Origin of the sequence: Aeromonas caviae (genome assembly GCF_000819785.1) — a bacterium.
Lineage (GTDB): Bacteria > Pseudomonadota > Gammaproteobacteria > Enterobacterales > Aeromonadaceae > Aeromonas > Aeromonas caviae.
This window is the reverse complement of record NZ_CDBK01000105.1, coordinates 99399-115843: the sequence shown is the minus strand read 5'-3', so window position 1 is coordinate 115843 and position 16445 is coordinate 99399. Positions and strand designations below refer to the sequence as shown.

Sequence of the window (16445 nt, the reverse complement as noted above, 5' to 3'; positions counted from 1 at the left end):
ACTTGAACCGGCGCCATTAGATAGATATGTTGTTTTCATGTGGTTTTATGAGTCACCACGAGGGATAAAAGTCTCCATAACTTATTGAGTCTTCTGGCACAAACAGGTTTTGGTACATTTTTCATCCAACGAACCATTCATAGAATCTCATATGGGGCTTTTGCCCCGACCAAGACAATAATCCTGTCTTGCCTGCTGCCGGATGCAGCAGTCTCTTGTGCCATGGAGTCGCACGGGAGCAGGTTCAAGGCCGACCACATTTACGACAGAGACGTCATTTATGATCAAAAAACTCATTCTCTCTACCCTGCTGCTGTGCGGGCTGGCCAACGCCGCGCCCACTTCCACCCTGGATGCCGTGCTGGAGCGCGGTGTGCTGCGGGTCGGCTTCGATGCCGGCTATCAACCCTTCGAGATGACCAACAAGCAGGGCCAGTACATCGGCTTTGACGTGGATCTCGCCAAGATGGTCGCCAAGGAGATGGGCGTGAAGGTGGAGTTCGTCAACACCGCCTGGGACGGCATCATCCCCGCGCTCTTGACCGACAAGTTCGACGTCATCATGGGCGGCATGACCGTCACTCCCCAGCGCAACCTGCGCGTGAACTTTGCCGATCCCTACATCGTCGTCGGCCAGACCATCGTGCTTCGCAAGGACAAGGCGGGCGAAATCAAATCCTTCCAGGACCTCAACGATCCCAAATACAAGATCGCGGTCAAACTCGGCACCACCGGCGAGCAAGCGGTCAAGCGCATGATCCCCAAGGCCACCCTGCTGCAGTTTGAAACCCAGGATGACGCCAAGCTGGAAGTGATCAACGGCAAGGTGGATGCCTTCGTCTACGACCTGCCCTACAACGCCATTTTCGCGTCCCAGAACCAGGGCGCCGTGGTGCACCTCGACAAGCCGTTCACCTTCGAGCCGCTGGCCTGGGCCATCCGCAAGGGAGATCAGGACACCCTCAACTGGTTCAACAACTACCTGCGCCAGATCAAGGGCGACGGCAGCTACGACCGTCTCTACAAGAAGTGGTTTGAATCCACCGCCTGGCTGAACCAGCTCAAATAACCTCTCAAAGGGGCGGCATGCCGCCCCTTCACGCAGACTCCCCACACGATAACGACAAAAGAGGTTGTGACAGTGATCAACCCCAAACTCACAAGACAGATGGAAAAACAGCCCAATCAGCTGCTCTGGCACGGGATCTTCCTGCTGCTGGTGCTGGCCGCCATTTTCGGCATCTACAAGGCCGTGCAGGCAGTGGATTACACCTGGCGCTGGGAACGCATTCCCCAGTACATCGCCTATCAGGCAGAACAGAAACATTATGCCGAGTTTGACGGCACCGTGGTCGCGGACAAGGGACAGCTCTTCCTGCAAGACGATCTCGACCCCAGCCGCCGTCAGGCCATCGCACCCAAGGGCTCCCAGCTGGCTGAAGGGGATACCGTCTTCCTCGGCGATACCCTGGATGTGCAACTGAGCTGGACCGCCGGCCCCATCGCCTGGGGCGTCTGGGTCACGGTCAAGCTCTCCCTGGTGGCGGGCATCTTCGCCATCCTGCTTGGCACCCTGGCCGGGCTCGCCCGCCTCTCCCCCAATCCGGCCCTGCGCAACCTGGCCGTGACCTATGTGGAGCTCATCCGTGGCACCCCGTTGCTGGTGCAGATCTTCATCGTCTATTTCTTTATCGGCACCGTGCTGAACCTCGACCGATTCACCGCTGGTGTGGCGGCGCTCGCGGTCTTCACCGGCGCCTACGTGGCGGAAATCGTGCGCGCCGGCATCAGCTCCATTCACAAGGGGCAGATGGAAGCGGGCAGAAGCCTTGGCATGACCTCGGCCCAGACCATGCGCTACGTCATCCTGCCCCAGGCCTTCAAACGGGTGCTGCCACCGCTCGCGGGCCAGTTCATCAACCTCATCAAGGACTCCTCCCTGGTCTCCGTCATCTCCATCACGGATCTCACCAAGGCGGGACGCGAAGTGGTCAGCTCCACCTTCAGCCCGTTCGAGGTGTGGTTCACCGTGGCCCTGCTCTATCTTGTGCTGACCGGCACTCTCTCCTTCCTGGTGCGTCGTCTGGAGGTGAAATATGCGCGCAGCAACTGATCCCGTTATCAAGGCGCCATCGGTGTCGAAACGTTCTGCCATCACCGGCACTCCCTGCCCCTTGCCGGCGCGTCGTCTGGAGGTGAACTATGCGCGCTGCAACTGATCCCATCATCAAGGCGACCGGTGTAGAGAAGTTCTACGGCACCGAGGTGCACGCCCTGAAAAACGTCAGCACCCAGGTGGCCGAAGGGGAAGTGGTGGTGATCGTGGGGCCGAGCGGCTCGGGCAAGTCGACCTTCCTGCGCACCCTCAACCAGCTGGAGACCATCAACGATGGCAATATCGTGGTCGACGGCATCAGCCTCACCGAACCCGGGGATGTCAACAAGCTGCGGGAAGAGGTGGGCATGGTGTTCCAGTCCTTCAACCTCTTCCCTCACCTGACGGTGCTGGACAACATCACGCTGGCCCCCCAGAAGGTGAGAGGGCTCTCTCGCCAGGAGGCAGAGGAGCGGGCCAAGGCCCTGCTGCTCAAGGTCGGTCTCTCCAACAAGGCCCAGAGCTACCCCTCCCAGCTCTCCGGCGGCCAGCAGCAGCGGGTGGCCATCGCCCGGGCGCTCGCCATGCAGCCGCGCATCATGCTGTTTGACGAACCCACCAGCGCCCTCGACCCCGAAATGGTGGGAGAGGTGCTGGACGTCATGAAGGGGTTGGCCCGTGAAGGGATGACCATGGTGGTGGTGACCCACGAGATGGGCTTTGCCCGGGAAGTGGCGGACAGAGTGCTCTTCATGGAGAGCGGCGAGCTGCTGGTGGACGAGAAACCCGCCGACTTCTTCGACAATCCCCCCTCCCCACGCCTGCGCCAGTTCCTGAGCCAGGTGCTATAACCCGCGATGCACCAACACGAAGAGGGAGCCCATGGCTCCCTCTTCTATGCTTGCCTTCCCCCCAGATCATCTCCCTGGCGCATTGCTTGCCGCAGCCTTTTGCCATCGGGTTGTCACCACGCCAACGAGCAAGGATGTTAATGAAATTTTAAATTCATCCGGTATGCTGACACCCAACTGGTCCAACCGGATGGCTCACATGGATGTGCAACTGCTCCTGCTCTACCTCTCGCCCCTCTTTCTGGTGTTCATCGGCTGGGAGATGCTCTACCTGCGAAAACACGGCGCCGCCTATCCCACGGCGGGCTACCAGTGGAAGGATCTCTTCGCCAATGCCACCCTGGCACTGATGCATCAGGGGGGCGATGCCCTGGCCGCCATTGCCATCGCCTATCTCTATGACACCCTCTGGGGCTGGCGACTATTCGATATCGAGCTGAACCTGTGGAGCCTCTTGCTGCTCTTTCTGTTGCAGGATCTCTGCTACTGGCTGTTCCACTTCGCCAGTCACCATGTGCGCTGGCTCTGGGCCTCCCACGTGGTGCACCACAGCTCGGAGCGGCTCAACCTCTCCACCGCCTTTCGCCAGAGCCTGATGTATCCGGTCTCCGGCATGTGGCTGTTCTGGATCCCCATGATCCTCATCGGCTTCCCCCCCGAGGCGGTGGTGGCCACCGTGCTCTTGAGCCTGGGTTTTCAGTTCTTCGTCCACACCCAGGTGGTGGGCAAGCTCGGCTGGCTGGAGTGGGTTTTCAACACCCCCTCCCACCACAGGGTGCACCACGCCAGCAACGCCAGATACATCGATCGCAACTTCGCCGGCGTGCTCATCATCTGGGATCGGCTGTTTGGCACCTTCGTGGAAGAAGACTTGGGCGAGCCGTGCCGTTTCGGCATCACCAAGCCAATCCACAGCTTCAACCCCCTCACCCTCACCTTCCACGAGTGGCGCGACATGCTGCAAGAGGCCCGGGGCCTCCCCTGGCGGCAAAAGCTCGCCGTGCTGTTTGGCAAACCGGCGGGCCCCACCAGCGGTTGACCCACCGACCAAGATAAAAAAGAGCGCCCAGGGGCGCTCTTTTTCATGACAGGGACAACCCCCAGGTCAGACGTGAACGAAGGACCAGACGGCGGGGATCAGGCTCAGCAGCGTCACCCCGGCCAGCAGCCGTTCGCGACCGCTGAGCCGCTGTTCGGCGCCGAGCTGGCGACGGCTGTAGAGAAACAGCAGCAGACCCGGCCCGTAGAGCAGAAGCGACAGCAGCAGGTACTCCACCCCGGCGGCGTAGAGCAGCCAGAAACCATAACCGCTCGACACCAGCGCCACCACCTGCATCAGGCCGCGGCCCTGCCCCCCCTTGCCACTGAAGACCAGCTTGAGCAGGAAGAGGCCGATGAGCAGGTAGGGCACCAGGATCATGGAGGTGGAGATGAGCAGCAGGTTGGTGTACCCCTTGCCAAGCAACCACACCAGCAGCAAGCAGCCCTGCACGGTCAGGCTGGTGAGCCAGAGCGAGGCGATGGGGGTGCCGTTGCGGTTCTCGCGCCGGAAGATAGCCGGGAAGGCCCCGTGACGCGCCGCGCTGAACGGCACCTCGGCCGAGAAGAGGGTCCAACTCACGTAGGAGGCGAGCACCGACACGATGAGGCCGGCGCTGATGAGCAACTTGCCCCAGGAACCGGTCATCTGGGCCATCAATCCCGCCATGGAGGGGTTAGGCAGGGCCGCAAGCTCCGGGCGGCTCAATATTCCGAGCGCCAGCACCGAGATGAGCACATAGAGCAGCAGCGCCAGCACCACACCGAGCACGGTGGCGGTGCCCACGTCCCGCTTGTTTCTCGCCCGGGCCGAGAGCACCGCTGCCCCTTCGATGCCGGTGAAGACCCAGAGGGTGATGAGCATGGTGTTGCGCACCTGCTCGGAGACCGGTACCGCCAGGGTGCTGCCCTCCTGATCCGCCGCAAAGGTGACCGGATCGAACCAGTAGCAGGCGAACAGGATGAACAGCAGCAGCGGCAGGCTCTTGGCCAGGGTCGCCACTAGGTTGAACAGCGCCGCCTGCTGCACGCCGCGGGCCACCAGCAGGTGCACCGCCCAGAGGATGCAGGACTCGCCGACAAAAGCTGCCAATGTGTTGCCCTCGCCAAACCAGATCCGCTCCGGCGTGTCGACGAAGCTGCCCAGCGCAGCGAAGGCGATCACCAGATAACCCACCACGCCGATGGTGGCACAGAGCCAGTATCCCCAGGCGGAGAAGAACCCCACCAGCTCGCCAAAGCCGGCCCGGGCATAGCTGTAGATGCCGCCGTCGAGCTCGGGTTTGAGCCGCGACAGGTAAAGGAAGCTCATGGCCAGTGCCAGTATGCCGACCCCGGTGACGGCCCAGCCGATCAGCACGGCGCGGGCGCCCGCCACATCGGCCATGTTCTGGGGCAGGCTGAAGATGCCGGCCCCCACCATGGAGCTGAACACCAGCGCAGTGAGGGACCAGAGCCCGATCTTGCTCTCTTTCATGGGCGCTCCTTAACGCAGCCGGCTGGCCAGCGCCTCGATGTGTTCCGGGCCGATGCCGCAGCAGCCGCCGATGAGGTTTGCCCCGGCTCTGCGCCAGCGCTCGGCCCAGCCGAGGTAATCCAGCGGCCCCAGATCGCCGCGGATCTCGTCCAGACCATCATTGGCAGTCGCCTCCTTGGGCTGGGGCGGGAAGGCGTTGGCATAGGCGCCGAGGCGAACGTCGGTGCGCCCCTGAACCTGCAACGCGGCGACGGCCACCTTGAGCGCCCCTTCAATCACCTCGGGCTGGCAGCAGTTGAACAGGATGGCATCCACCCCGGCCGACGCCAACGCGGCCACGGCATCCGCCACCCGCTCGCCGGAGCGCAGGGTGGGCTCGCTGCCTGGCGCCTCGTCTTCCAGAGTAAAGGAGACCCAGAACGGCTTGCCGTCCTCGGGCAGCAGGGCCTTGAGGGCCAGGGGCTCGGCGATGAGGCTCATGGTCTCCGCCAGCCAGAGATCCACATGGGGTGACAGGGCACGGATAAGCGGTGTCGCCAGCTCGCTCACCCGCTCGGCTTGATAGAGGTCCGCACGATAGGAGCCAAAGAGCGGCGGCAAGGAACCGGCCACCTTGACGGCTCCCCCCTGTTCGTCGGCCACGCCTCGGGCCAGTTGCCCGGCCAGAGCCGCAAGTGCCTCCCCTTGGGCGGCAAAGCGTGCCTCGCCGATATGGAAGGGCACCAGGGCATAGCTGTTGGTGGTGATCACCCGGGCACCGCTCGTCGCATAGGCCTGGTGTACCTCGCGCACCGTCTCGGGCGCTTCCATCAACGCCAGTGCCGACCACTCCGGTTGACGGAACGGCGCACCACGCCGCGCCAGTTCACGACCCATACCGCCATCGAGTACCCACAAATCCTGCTTGTCCATCTCTGTCTCTCTGCGTCTCCCCGCCATGACGGGTGTTTATTGTGTGAAACCATATTAAGCCATCAAAACATCTAGACGGCTAGAAATCCCAAATATCATGACCCAAAGTAGAACAAGAGGCAATCGGGGGCTACGAACAAATCCGGGCAAGCTCAGGATGATGGCGGCAAAGGGAGGTCTCCCCGGCACAGGCATCACCTGGCCAGGCACTGAAACGACAAGAGGCCACCCCGGGGGGTGACCTCTTGTGAAACAGGGGATCAAGGCGGGCACAGCCGCCGATAACCAGGGGGCTCAGCGCCCGGCCAGCACCCGCTTGGTCTGCTTGACCCAGTCGGAGACCCGGCCCTGCTGGGGATAGCCCTGCCAGATCTGCTCCCACTGGGCGGGGCTGAGCGGACGGCCCAGCCGACGCTGCACCCCGGCATAGAGGTAGTCGTGGGCCGTGGTGCGTGCCTGGGCGGAGGTGAGGAACTTGGCCACCGGGTCGGTCAGGCGCACATCCCGCATGCCGAGCAGCGGGTAGTCGCTGTGCACCGCCGCCAGCATGGTCTCGCGCATGGCGGATTCGATGTAACCCCGGGCAAACAGGGCGGTGACCGATTCAAGCGACCCTTGATCCGGGCCGTGATACTCCTCGTCGAACACCGGGCTGGGCTCTGCCACGGCGCTTTGCACCACCGCATCGGGATCCTGCTGCGGGACCACCACGGCAGGCTCGGGGGTAACGGGTTTGGCAGGCGTCACCGGCTTGCGCGGTGCGCTCTGGCTGCAGGCACCCAGTGCCAGGGCGAGCGCCACACAGGCCAGCGCACGGGAATGAGTCTTCATCTTCATGATTGCTAACGAACTCCTTTAGGATTCCTGAGCGGGCTTCTCATTGCTCGCAGGTTCTACCCGGGTGACCAGCAACTGGTCAATCTTGTAACTGTCGATGTCCACCACTTCGAACTTGTAACCGGCATATTTGACCGAGTCGGTGCGCTTGGGGATCTTGCGCAGCATGTACATGATGAAACCGGCGATGGTCTCGTAGTTCTGGTTTTCCGGGAACTCCTCGATGTCGAAGGCGCGCATCACGTCGGAGATGGGGGTCACCCCGTCCACCAGCCAGGAGTTCTCGTCCCGCTGGACGATCTGCTCTTCCACCACGTGGGTGGCCCACTCCCCCATGACGGTGCTCATCAGGTCATTCATGGTGACGATGCCCACCACCAGGGCGTATTCGTTCATCACCACCGCAAAATCGCCGCGATGGTTCTTGAAGTACTCCATCGCCTCGTAGAGGTTGAGGGTGTCTGGAATGATGATGACGTTCTGCACCAGGGAGCCGCTGTTGAGATCGATGCTCTGGCCGCCGATGACGCGGATCAGCAGCTCCTTGGCATCCACGAACCCCTTGATGCTGTCGAGGTTGTGGTCGCACACCAGGAACTTGTTGTGGGGGTGCTCGGCGATCTTCGCCTTGATGCTCTCCTCCCCCTCTTGCAGGGTGAAGTAGATGAGGCTCTCCCGCGCCGTCATGGCGGAAGTGACACCCAAGGACTGGAGCTCGAACACGTTCTCGATGAGCTGGTGCTCCTCGCGCTGGATGACACCGGCTTCGGCACCTGCATCCATCACCGCATAAATATCGTCGGAGGTGATCTCGTCGTTGCGCACCATGGAGATGCGCATCAGCCGGAACAGGCCATTGGCCATGCCGTTGAACAGCCACACCAGCGGCATCAGCAAGGTGACGCACAGCATCATGGGACGCACCACCACCACGGCGATCCGCTCGGGCATGGTCATGGCAAGGCGCTTGGGCATCAGGTCCGCTATCAGGATGAACATGCCGGTGACGAAGACGAACGAGGCCGCGGAGCTAATCTGGCCGAGCCAGGGCCCCTGATAGAAGCCGGCAATCAGCTCTCTGATGGCGGGATTGAGGGCGGATTCCCCCAGGATACCGCCGAGGATGGCGACGGTATTGAGGCCTATCTGCACCACGGTAAAGAAGTTGCCCGGCTGGGCCTGCAATGCCAGCACCTTCTCGGCGTGGCGGTTGCCCTCGTCGGCCATCACCTGCAACTTGATCTTGCGGGAGGCGGCAAGGGAGATCTCGGAGAGTGAGAAGAACACGCTGCCGGCGACCAGCAGCATCAGAAAGAACAAACTATCGGCAAAACTCATGATTAACCTATTGCTACAGCCGCCTTAGCACAAGACGGCAAACTGGGCCCGGGAAACCGGACCGTGACTCCATCCGGGACTCACACAGGGGCCATATTCTAGCAGAAAAGCGCCCGCTGGGTGGCGTTATCTTGAACTGCCGTGCCATGCAATGAAAAAGGCGCTCAAAGCGCCTTTTTATTCAATCAGGGTTGGATTCCCATCGTGCAGCCGCGACGGAGTCTCCACTCAAGGCGCCCGATCAGCCCTTGCCCAGCAGGTCGCTCAGGTCATCGGCCTTGGTGTGGCGCACATCCTTGCCCTTGACGTAGTAGACGATGTACTCGCAGATGTGCTGGCAGCGATCACCGACCCGCTCGATGGCCCGTGCCGCCCACAAGACGTTCAGCACCTGCGGTATAGTGCGCGGATCTTCCATCATGTAGGTCATCAGCTCGCGGATGATGGACTCGTACTCCCGGTCCACCTTGTCATCTTCCTTGTAGACCGCCAGGGCGGCATCCAGATCCATGCGGGCGAAAGCGTCGAGCACGTCGTGGAGCATCTTGATGGTGCGACGCCCCATGTTCTCCAGCGACACCAGCGGTGGCTGGGGCTTGTTGGCGTTGTCGGTCAGCATGCGGGCAATCTTGTCCGCCACGTCGCCAATCCGCTCCAGATCCGTGATGGTCTTGATGATGGCCATCACCAGCCGCAGGTCGGACGCGGTGGGCTGACGCTTGGCGATGATGCGGGTGCACTCCTCGTCGATCGCCACTTCCATGGCGTTGACCTTGTGGTCGTTGGCCACGATCTTGCGCGCCGCATCCAGATCCTGGCCATGGATGGCGGCGATGGCGTCGGTGAGTTGCTTCTCCACCAGCCCCCCCATCACCAGTACCTGATTGCGCACGCTCTCAAGCTCGGCATTGAACTGACCGGAGATGTGTTTGTTGAGGTTCATATTGTCCATACCAGTAATCCTTGTTGCTCCGATTATGCCTTAGCCGTTGAACTGACTGCCAATCTGTTTGTTGATGCTCATCTTGCTCATCTTGCTCATCTCAATCAGCGGCATCCCTTAACCGTAACGACCGGTAATGTAGTCTTCGGTCTTCTTCTTGGCCGGGGTGGTGAAGATGGTGTTGGTATTCGAGTACTCGATGAGTTCCCCCATGTACATGAACGCGGTCTGATCCGAGACCCGCGCCGCCTGCTGCATGTTGTGGGTCACGATCACCACGGTGAACTGGCTCTTGAGCTCGTTGATGAGCTCCTCGATGGTGAGGGTGGAGATGGGGTCCAGCGCCGAGGTCGGTTCATCGAGCAACAGCACTTCCGGCTCGATGGCGATGGCACGGGCAATCACCAGACGCTGCTGCTGACCACCGGAGAGGCCGAAGGCGTTGTCGTGCAGACGATCCTTCACTTCCTCCCACAGGGCGGCACCGCGCAGGGAACGCTCGGCGGCCTCGTCCAGAGTACGGCGGTCATTGATGCCCTGCAGGCGCAGGCCGTAGACCACGTTCTCGTAGATGGACTTGGGGAAGGGGTTGGGGCGCTGGAACACCATGCCCACCTGGCGGCGCAGGGCGGAGACATCCACGCTCTTGTCGTAGATATTGTGGCCGTGCAGCTGGATCTCCCCCTCGATGCGGCAGATCTCCACCAGATCGTTCATCCGGTTGATGCAGCGCAGCAAAGTGGACTTGCCGCAACCGGACGGGCCGATGAAGGCGGTGACCTGACCCTTGGGGATCTTCATGTTGACGTTGAACAGCGCCTGCTTGTTGCCGTAGTACAGGTTGAGATCCTTCACCTCCAGCGCAGTCTGCTCCGGGGTCAGGTTGAGCAGGTCGGTGGCGGTGTGCGGGGCCGAACTCGGTGTTACGTTGATCATCTGTTTACCTCAAATTCTCTTGGTGGCAGCGGGCAAACGTCTTGCCCGCTGCCGGAATATCTGGTTGGCAGGGAAGGCCCCTGCCCGTCTCTGTAATGGCTGGATTAATGTTCCAGCGACCGGAATTTCTCGCGCAGGTGGTTACGAATACCGATCGCCGTCAGGTTGAGGCCGACGATCACCGTTACCAGCAGGAAGGAGGTGGCGTAGACCAGAGGACGCGCCGCCTCGACGTTCGGGCTCTGGAAGCCCACGTCATAGATGTGGAAGCCCAGGTGCATGAACTTGCGCTCCACGTGCAGGTACGGGAAGTTGCCGTCCATCGGCAACGTGGGAGCAAGCTTCACCACCCCCACCAGCATCAGCGGCGCCACCTCGCCCGCCGCACGGGCGATGGCCAGGATAAGGCCGGTCATGATGGCCGGGCTGGCCATGGGCAGCACGATGCGCCACAGGGTCTCGGCCTGGGTGGCACCCAGCGCCAGCGAACCCTGGCGAATGGTGCTCGGGATCCGGGCCAGCCCCTCTTCGGTGGAGACGATCACCACCGGCAGGGTCAGAATGGCCAGGGTCAGGGCTGACCAGATGACTCCGGGGGAACCGAAGGTCGGGCTCGGCAGCGCTTCCGGGTAGAAGAGGCGGTCGATGCTGCCCCCCAGGGTGTAGACGAAGAAGCCCAGACCAAACACGCCGTAGACGATGGAGGGCACCCCCGCCAGGTTGATCACCGCGATGCGGATGATCTTGGTCAGGCTGTTTTTGCCCGCGTACTCGTGCAGGTAGACCGCCGCCACCACCCCGAGCGGGGTCACGATGATGGCCATCAGGATCACCATGAAGACGGTGCCGAAGATGGCCGGGAAGACGCCGCCCTCGGTGTTCGCCTCCCGGGGGTCATCGGAGACGAACTTGCCAATCTGGTGGAACCAGTGACCCACCTTGGCCATCAGGCTCATGTCGTTGGGCCAGACTACATCCAGCACCCGGGACATGGGCATGGTCACCAGCTCGCCGCGCATGTCCTTGACGGTGATGCTGTCTCTGTCCGCCTGGGTACGCAGGGAGAAGAGCTCTTTCTCCAGCACCTGATAACGGTCGTTGAGCGCCTGACGCTCGCTCGCCAGCTCGGCTTTAAGCTGATCGGTCAGCTTGTCATCCAACTCGGCCTTGCGCTCTTTCAGGCGCAGGCGCTCCAGCTGATAGTTGATGCTGCCGATGGCCCCTTTTTGCAGGTCGTTGGCTTGGCTTGAGAGGCCGTTGGCACGGGCCAGCACCCGCTGCAAGGCGGGATGCAGATCCGTGGTCAGCTCCTGGCCATCTTCCTTCACCGAGGTGATGTAACCATAGAAGTTGCCGTTGGTGGCGCGTTCCACCATGGCGAGCTCCGCCGGCTGGGTGCGCGATTTGATATCGGTCTCCAGCACCCAGCGAAAATCGAGGTCGACGAACTCCCGGTTGCCGGTCTTGACCAGATAACGGGTGATCTCTTCGCGATCCTCCCCTTCCAGCGCCTGGCCTGCGGCGCGCAGGCGCTCCACCGGCACCAGCTCCCGGTCGTTGATCTCGCCAATCAGGACGCTCTTGTTGCCGCTTGCATCTTCAAGTTGCCACTCATAGATGGGATGGGGCCAGAAATAGACCAGACCACGCCAGCCAATCAGCAACAACAGACCCAGTACGGCCACCAGACTCAGGCTGACGGCGCCCCCCGTCATCCAGATCCAGGGGGCCCCCGATTTAAACCACTTACCCATTGTCGATTCCTTAGTCCTTACAGAGAGCTGTACTTTTCACGCAACCGCTGGCGGACGAATTCGGCCAGGGTATTGAACAAGAAGGTGAACACAAACAGCACGAAGGCGGCGAGGAAGAGCACCCGGTAGTGGGAGCTGCCCACTTCCGATTCCGGCATCTCCACCGCGATGTTCGCCGCCAGGGTCCGCAGCCCCTGGAACATGGAGAAGTCCATGATGGGGGTGTTGCCGGTGGCCATCAGCACGATCATGGTCTCGCCCACGGCGCGGCCAAGGCCCATCATCACCGCCGAGAAGATGCCCGGGCTCGCGGTGAGGATCACCACCCGGCTCAGGGTCTGCCACGGGGTCGCCCCCAGCGCAAGCGAGCCCTGGGTCAGGTGCTTGGGCACCGAGAAGACCGCGTCTTCGGCGATGGAGAAGATGGTGGGGATGACCGCAAAGCCCATGGCGATACCGACCACCAGGGAGTTGCGCTGGTCAAACTTGATGCCCATGTCGTGGGTCAGCCAGATGCGCGAATCACCGTGCATGAAGGCGTTCTCGATGATGGGGCTCAAGGCGAAGGCGCCCCATCCGATGAACAGCAGCACAGGGATAAGCAGGATGGCGTGCCAGCCTTCCGGCAGCCAGGTGCGGCCGCGCTCCGGCAGATAGTTCCACACCAGGGCGGTGAGCAGCATGCCCATGGGCAGCAGGATCAGCAGCAGGATCACCCCGGGCAGGGCCCCTTCGATGATGGGCGCGAGCCACAGACCCGCCAGGAAGCCGAGGATGACGGTCGGCAGCGCCGCCATGATCTCCACCGTCGGCTTGACGTATTTGCGCAGCCCCGCCGACATGAAGTAGGCGGTGTAGATGGCACCGGCGACACCCAGGGGCACCGCGAACACCATGGCATAGAAGGAGGCTTTCAAGGTACCGAACACCAGGGGCACCAGGCTCAGCTTGGCTTCGAAGTCGTTGCTGGCGGAGGTGGACTGCCACACGTACTGGGGCTCGGGATAGCCTTCATACCACACCTGTTGCCAGAGGGCAGACCAGGTTACCTCGGGGTGATCGTTCTCGACGTCAAAGACCTTGAAGTCATCCCCCTGCTGGGTCAACAGCAGGTTGTGGCGAGGAGAGATGGCAACAGCAGCCAGGTTGCCCCCGTCAACCTTCTCGCCAAGCAGCTTGGCTTCGCCGGTGGCATGGAAGAAGTTGATGGTGCCGTCGCTGCCTGCGCTGATGAAGCCCTTGCGAAAGTGCTCGGGGGTCAGCAGGGCGACCGGCGCGTCACTCTTGAAGTCACGGATCTGGGTGAACTGGCGCTTGCCATCCTTTGCCACCTCGAACCACTGGGAGATGACGCCGTTGTCGTTGCCCACCAGCAGGGAGGACGCACCGGAGAGCAGGGCCACCTGGGTCACGCTGGCATTGGGGGCGTTGATCTCCATGACATTGCGCAGGGAAATGTCGCTCAGGTTGTGGATGTCATAGACCGACAGGCGGTTGCCCTCGCGCACGAACAACAGGCGCAGGTTCGGGGTCAGCAGCATCTGGTCAACATGGCGTGGCAGGGACGGAATGGTGTAGGTCTGGTTGCTCCACTCGATTTCGCCGGAGAGGAAGTTCTCCTCGCCGCTCATCACCATCAGCACACCACGACCATCTTCGGTCACGGCCGCGGTCGCCATCTTGTCCTTGGTCGCCTCGAAGACCATGCGCGTCAGCGCCTTGCCCTGGGGATCGATCACCACGGGGGTCTCGCCGAAGGGATATTGCAGGCTGGGCTCAATGACGCGCACGTCATTGGGATAGGAGATCTTGAAATAGGGTTGCACCACCTGAGCCTTGCCGTCGGCAAACCCATAGGCGATGAGTTTCTGGCCCGGCGCAGGCGGCGCGACCGCCGTGATCTCGCCGTTCACCTGCGCCTCGCCAATCACCTGTCCGGTCTTGATCTTGCCATCCGGTTGCACGGCAAAGAATTTGACCTTCCCCTGGTCGCTGAAGCGGTAACCTATCTCGTTTTGCTCCTCGACCCCGAGCCAGGCGGTCTTGCCCTTGATGGGCAGGGTGAAGGAAGCGGTGCTCTCCATGCTGGCGCCATTGAAGATGGGCTTCACCACATAAAGCAGGTAGAAGAAGATAAGCAACAGCGCCACCAGCACCAGGGCTCCCCCTGTGGTGACGCCATATTTGGCCAATTTATCCTTGATCCGGCGTTTTCGACTGCCCGCCATGACCAGATTTAACGATTCCGATGACATGCAAGACCTCAATGTGAGCTAGGCTTGGCGGCATTATATGGCGGATGCATGACAGTTTTGTTACATCAACAGCGGCAAAGAGCGCAGGCTCCATCGGGGGGTGTGGCAGTTGGTATTCGGGGGGAAGCAGGCAGCCGGTCTGGCAGTGAAATAAAAGCAAACGGGGCCATCAGGCCCCGCTGTCATCTTGAGGAAGCGCCTCTTTCGCGGCGAGTCTGGCCGCCTTCTTCTCGGCGCGGCGCCGTTTGAAGAAATCCGACAGCTGGGCCGAGCAGGCGTCGGCGAGCACCTCCCCCGTCAGTGCCACCTGGTGGTTGTGGCGGGGATCCAGCAGGATGTCGAACACAGAGCCTGCCGCCCCCGTCTTCAAATCCCGGGCACCATAGACCACCCGCTTGACCCGGCTGTGGATGAGGGCGCCGGCACACATACAGCAGGGCTCCAGCGTCACATAGAGGGTAGTATCGAGCAGGCGATAGTTTTCAAGCTGCTTGCCCGCTTCCCGAAGCGCCATCACCTCGGCATGGGCGCAGGCGTCGTGCTCGCTGATGGAGCGATTCCACCCCTCTGCCACTATCTTGTCCCCCAACACCAGCACGGCGCCCACCGGGATCTCGCCTATCCCCTCTGCCCTGGCTGCCAGGGCCATGGCATGGCGCATCCAGCGTTCGTCCTCCTCGCGCTGGCTGATCTGTGCTGCAACTTCAGATGGTTTCACGCCCTGATCCTCTCGTCGATATGATGTCGGCTTGCCTGGCCCCTGCACGGCATCGGCCGCGCACTCCCGGATTGCTGCGTCCCGGCCCTGGGCACACCGGGCCCCTTCCGCCTCGCGCTGGCCGGTAGCCGGTAGCCCACGACAGAAGATGCTGTCAATGAAAGAGAGGCCAAAGGCCCCGGCGACATCGGAACGCCCCGAGTTGGGTGTGCCCGCCTAAGGGGGCGGCGATTATGCCAAAACTCCGGCCAGGGCCCAAGTTGCATCTTGGCTGAACAATAAAGAAGCAGTCGGCATCTCCCTGATAAAAAAGGAGTTGCGCCCGCCAAATCATCCGATTAGACTTCCTCCCCGTCAGCCGAGCTGACTCCGTCGGTGTGTAGCGCAGCCAGGTAGCGCATCTGCATGGGGTGTAGAGGGTCGGAGGTTCGAATCCTCTCACACCGACCAAATTCCCCGAGAATAGCCCAGTCAAACGACTGGGCTATTTTTTTGCCTGCACGCCCGACGCTTGCCTCTTTTCCCTCTCGCCTCCCCCGTTCATCAGGTCGCCGCTTTTTATTGGCATGAATTTTATACAGAACCACTTGAAGCTTTCATAAAGTGCCGCTAGGATACGCAACTTTTCCGCCGGCCATAAAAACAGGGAGGTGGACACTAGGGTGATGGAATCACCGACCGGCTTGCAATCAATGAGGCAAGCATCCATGACCCAAGCTGTTGACTCCCAGCCCGTTCAGCCCCTGATCTCCCCCACGCCCTCCGAGCTCGATTCCGCAGAGCACGGGTTTGGCAGTTCAGTGCACCTCGATGTGATCGATCTCGCCGCCCCGGATGAAGATTACTGAGACGAGCCCGTACCATAGTGCGGTTCAAGACGCCGGTTTTGCTGTCCGGCACCGCCCTTGACCCCGGCCAACAGACCGCCACCGCAAATAACGACAAAATGCTGGTTTTTCTTCAAAAATCAGTTTAATTGACCATCTTCTGCGCCCCAACCTCCCTCTCCTTCATGGACACGCCGTGATACAAACCTACGTTATTGCTCGTCATTTCCCTCTCTCCTGTTCGCCTTCGCCATTTTGACCCAATTTGACATTTTAGTTTTAAACATAAGTTCACTACCCGGTCACTTCATAGCCCTCATGCAGGCTGGATTGAACGAAGGCATTTCATACAGCTGTTTTTGCAAAGCTTGGAGTAATGTCGGGATTTGTTTTTGCATTTGTAATTTTATTACGTAATTAATTACATTTTTAACCCATCCCCTCTACCGAAATCCTCCCCCCTG

15 protein-coding genes and 1 tRNA gene are annotated in these 16445 nt (G+C 61.2%); 7 read left to right on the top strand and 9 right to left on the bottom strand.

Features of this window, described 5'->3' with window-relative positions; all coding sequences use genetic code 11:
* Positions 1-280 precede the first annotated feature (280 nt).
* The 5 genes from BN1120_RS19090 (at position 281) to BN1120_RS19075 (ending at position 3985) form a co-directional block, all read left to right on the top strand.
* A complete protein-coding gene (locus tag BN1120_RS19090; RefSeq protein ID WP_010675255.1) occupies positions 281-1069 on the top strand; it encodes a transporter substrate-binding domain-containing protein in 789 nt (262 codons plus the stop codon).
* 99 nt (positions 1070-1168) lie between these two features.
* A complete protein-coding gene (locus BN1120_RS19085) occupies positions 1169-2113 on the top strand; it encodes an amino acid ABC transporter permease (protein WP_041201654.1) in 945 nt (314 codons plus the stop codon).
* Positions 2097-2219, top strand: a complete 123-nt coding sequence (locus BN1120_RS21885; protein ID WP_268877501.1) for a hypothetical protein — start codon at positions 2097-2099, stop codon at positions 2217-2219. The genes BN1120_RS19085 and BN1120_RS21885 overlap by 17 nt, the downstream gene beginning before the upstream one ends.
* Positions 2203-2946 (top strand): amino acid ABC transporter ATP-binding protein, encoded by a 744-nt coding sequence (locus BN1120_RS19080; protein WP_010675257.1) that lies wholly within the window; start codon positions 2203-2205, stop codon positions 2944-2946. Before BN1120_RS21885 ends, BN1120_RS19080 begins: the two co-directional genes overlap by 17 nt.
* Positions 2947-3145: 199 nt before the next feature.
* Positions 3146-3985 (top strand): sterol desaturase family protein, encoded by an 840-nt coding sequence (locus tag BN1120_RS19075; RefSeq protein WP_042017580.1) that lies wholly within the window; start codon positions 3146-3148, stop codon positions 3983-3985.
* Positions 3986-4051: 66 nt separating this feature from the next.
* On the opposite strand, the gene BN1120_RS19070 is transcribed toward BN1120_RS19075, so the two are convergent.
* The 9 genes from BN1120_RS19070 to tadA form a co-directional block, all read right to left on the bottom strand.
* On the bottom strand, positions 4052-5461 hold the full coding sequence (locus BN1120_RS19070; protein WP_042017563.1) for a basic amino acid/polyamine antiporter: 1410 nt from the start codon (positions 5459-5461) through the stop codon (positions 4052-4054).
* 9 nt (positions 5462-5470) lie between these two features.
* Positions 5471-6373 carry a homocysteine S-methyltransferase family protein gene (locus BN1120_RS19065; RefSeq protein WP_042017562.1) on the bottom strand — a complete coding sequence of 301 codons (903 nt, stop codon included), beginning with the start codon at positions 6371-6373 and terminating at the stop codon, positions 5471-5473.
* A gap of 294 nt (positions 6374-6667) precedes the next feature.
* Positions 6668-7210, bottom strand: coding sequence for a hypothetical protein (locus BN1120_RS19060; RefSeq protein WP_042017561.1), 543 nt, complete (start codon positions 7208-7210; stop codon positions 6668-6670).
* Between the two features lie 18 nt (positions 7211-7228).
* On the bottom strand, positions 7229-8548 hold the full coding sequence (paeA, locus tag BN1120_RS19055) for a polyamine export protein PaeA (protein WP_029314751.1): 1320 nt from the start codon (positions 8546-8548) through the stop codon (positions 7229-7231).
* 241 nt (positions 8549-8789) lie between these two features.
* Entirely contained in the window at positions 8790-9500 is a 711-nt protein-coding gene (gene phoU, locus BN1120_RS19050) for a phosphate signaling complex protein PhoU (RefSeq protein WP_029314752.1), read from the bottom strand.
* 108 nt (positions 9501-9608) lie between these two features.
* Positions 9609-10427, bottom strand: coding sequence for a phosphate ABC transporter ATP-binding protein PstB (pstB, locus tag BN1120_RS19045; RefSeq protein WP_010675264.1), 819 nt, complete (start codon positions 10425-10427; stop codon positions 9609-9611).
* 104 nt (positions 10428-10531) lie between these two features.
* Entirely contained in the window at positions 10532-12181 is a 1650-nt protein-coding gene (gene pstA, locus BN1120_RS19040) for a phosphate ABC transporter permease PstA (RefSeq protein WP_042017560.1), read from the bottom strand.
* Between the two features lie 17 nt (positions 12182-12198).
* Entirely contained in the window at positions 12199-14436 is a 2238-nt protein-coding gene (locus BN1120_RS19035) for an ABC transporter permease subunit (RefSeq protein WP_041213152.1), read from the bottom strand.
* A gap of 169 nt (positions 14437-14605) precedes the next feature.
* Entirely contained in the window at positions 14606-15154 is a 549-nt protein-coding gene (gene tadA, locus BN1120_RS19030) for a tRNA adenosine(34) deaminase TadA (protein WP_080768115.1), read from the bottom strand.
* 373 nt (positions 15155-15527) lie between these two features.
* Here tadA and BN1120_RS19025 point away from each other — a divergent pair.
* Together BN1120_RS19025 and BN1120_RS21635 are read left to right on the top strand one after the other, a co-directional pair.
* Positions 15528-15604: transfer RNA gene (locus BN1120_RS19025), tRNA-Pro, on the top strand.
* A 257-nt stretch (positions 15605-15861) separates the two neighbouring features.
* Positions 15862-16002, top strand: coding sequence for a hypothetical protein (locus BN1120_RS21635; RefSeq protein WP_010675269.1), 141 nt, complete (start codon positions 15862-15864; stop codon positions 16000-16002).
* The last annotated feature ends 443 nt before the right edge of the window (positions 16003-16445 follow it).

Bases quoted from the DNA above. Each gene is read 5' to 3' on its own strand.
- BN1120_RS19090 (WP_010675255.1), top strand. From the start codon at position 281: ATGATCAAAAAACTCATTCTCTCTACCCTGCTGCTGTGCGGGCTGGCC.
- BN1120_RS19085 (WP_041201654.1), top strand. From the start codon at position 1,169: ATGGAAAAACAGCCCAATCAGCTGCTCTGGCACGGGATCTTCCTGCTG.
- BN1120_RS21885 (WP_268877501.1), top strand. From the start codon at position 2,097: ATGCGCGCAGCAACTGATCCCGTTATCAAGGCGCCATCGGTGTCGAAA.
- BN1120_RS19080 (WP_010675257.1), top strand. From the start codon at position 2,203: ATGCGCGCTGCAACTGATCCCATCATCAAGGCGACCGGTGTAGAGAAG.
- BN1120_RS19075 (WP_042017580.1), top strand. From the start codon at position 3,146: ATGGATGTGCAACTGCTCCTGCTCTACCTCTCGCCCCTCTTTCTGGTG.
- BN1120_RS19070 (WP_042017563.1), bottom strand. From the start codon at position 5,461: ATGAAAGAGAGCAAGATCGGGCTCTGGTCCCTCACTGCGCTGGTGTTC.
- BN1120_RS19065 (WP_042017562.1), bottom strand. From the start codon at position 6,373: ATGGACAAGCAGGATTTGTGGGTACTCGATGGCGGTATGGGTCGTGAA.
- BN1120_RS19060 (WP_042017561.1), bottom strand. From the start codon at position 7,210: ATGAAGATGAAGACTCATTCCCGTGCGCTGGCCTGTGTGGCGCTCGCC.
- paeA (WP_029314751.1), bottom strand. From the start codon at position 8,548: ATGAGTTTTGCCGATAGTTTGTTCTTTCTGATGCTGCTGGTCGCCGGC.
- phoU (WP_029314752.1), bottom strand. From the start codon at position 9,500: ATGGACAATATGAACCTCAACAAACACATCTCCGGTCAGTTCAATGCC.
- pstB (WP_010675264.1), bottom strand. From the start codon at position 10,427: ATGATCAACGTAACACCGAGTTCGGCCCCGCACACCGCCACCGACCTG.
- pstA (WP_042017560.1), bottom strand. From the start codon at position 12,181: ATGGGTAAGTGGTTTAAATCGGGGGCCCCCTGGATCTGGATGACGGGG.
- BN1120_RS19035 (WP_041213152.1), bottom strand. From the start codon at position 14,436: ATGTCATCGGAATCGTTAAATCTGGTCATGGCGGGCAGTCGAAAACGC.
- BN1120_RS21635 (WP_010675269.1), top strand. From the start codon at position 15,862: ATGACCCAAGCTGTTGACTCCCAGCCCGTTCAGCCCCTGATCTCCCCC.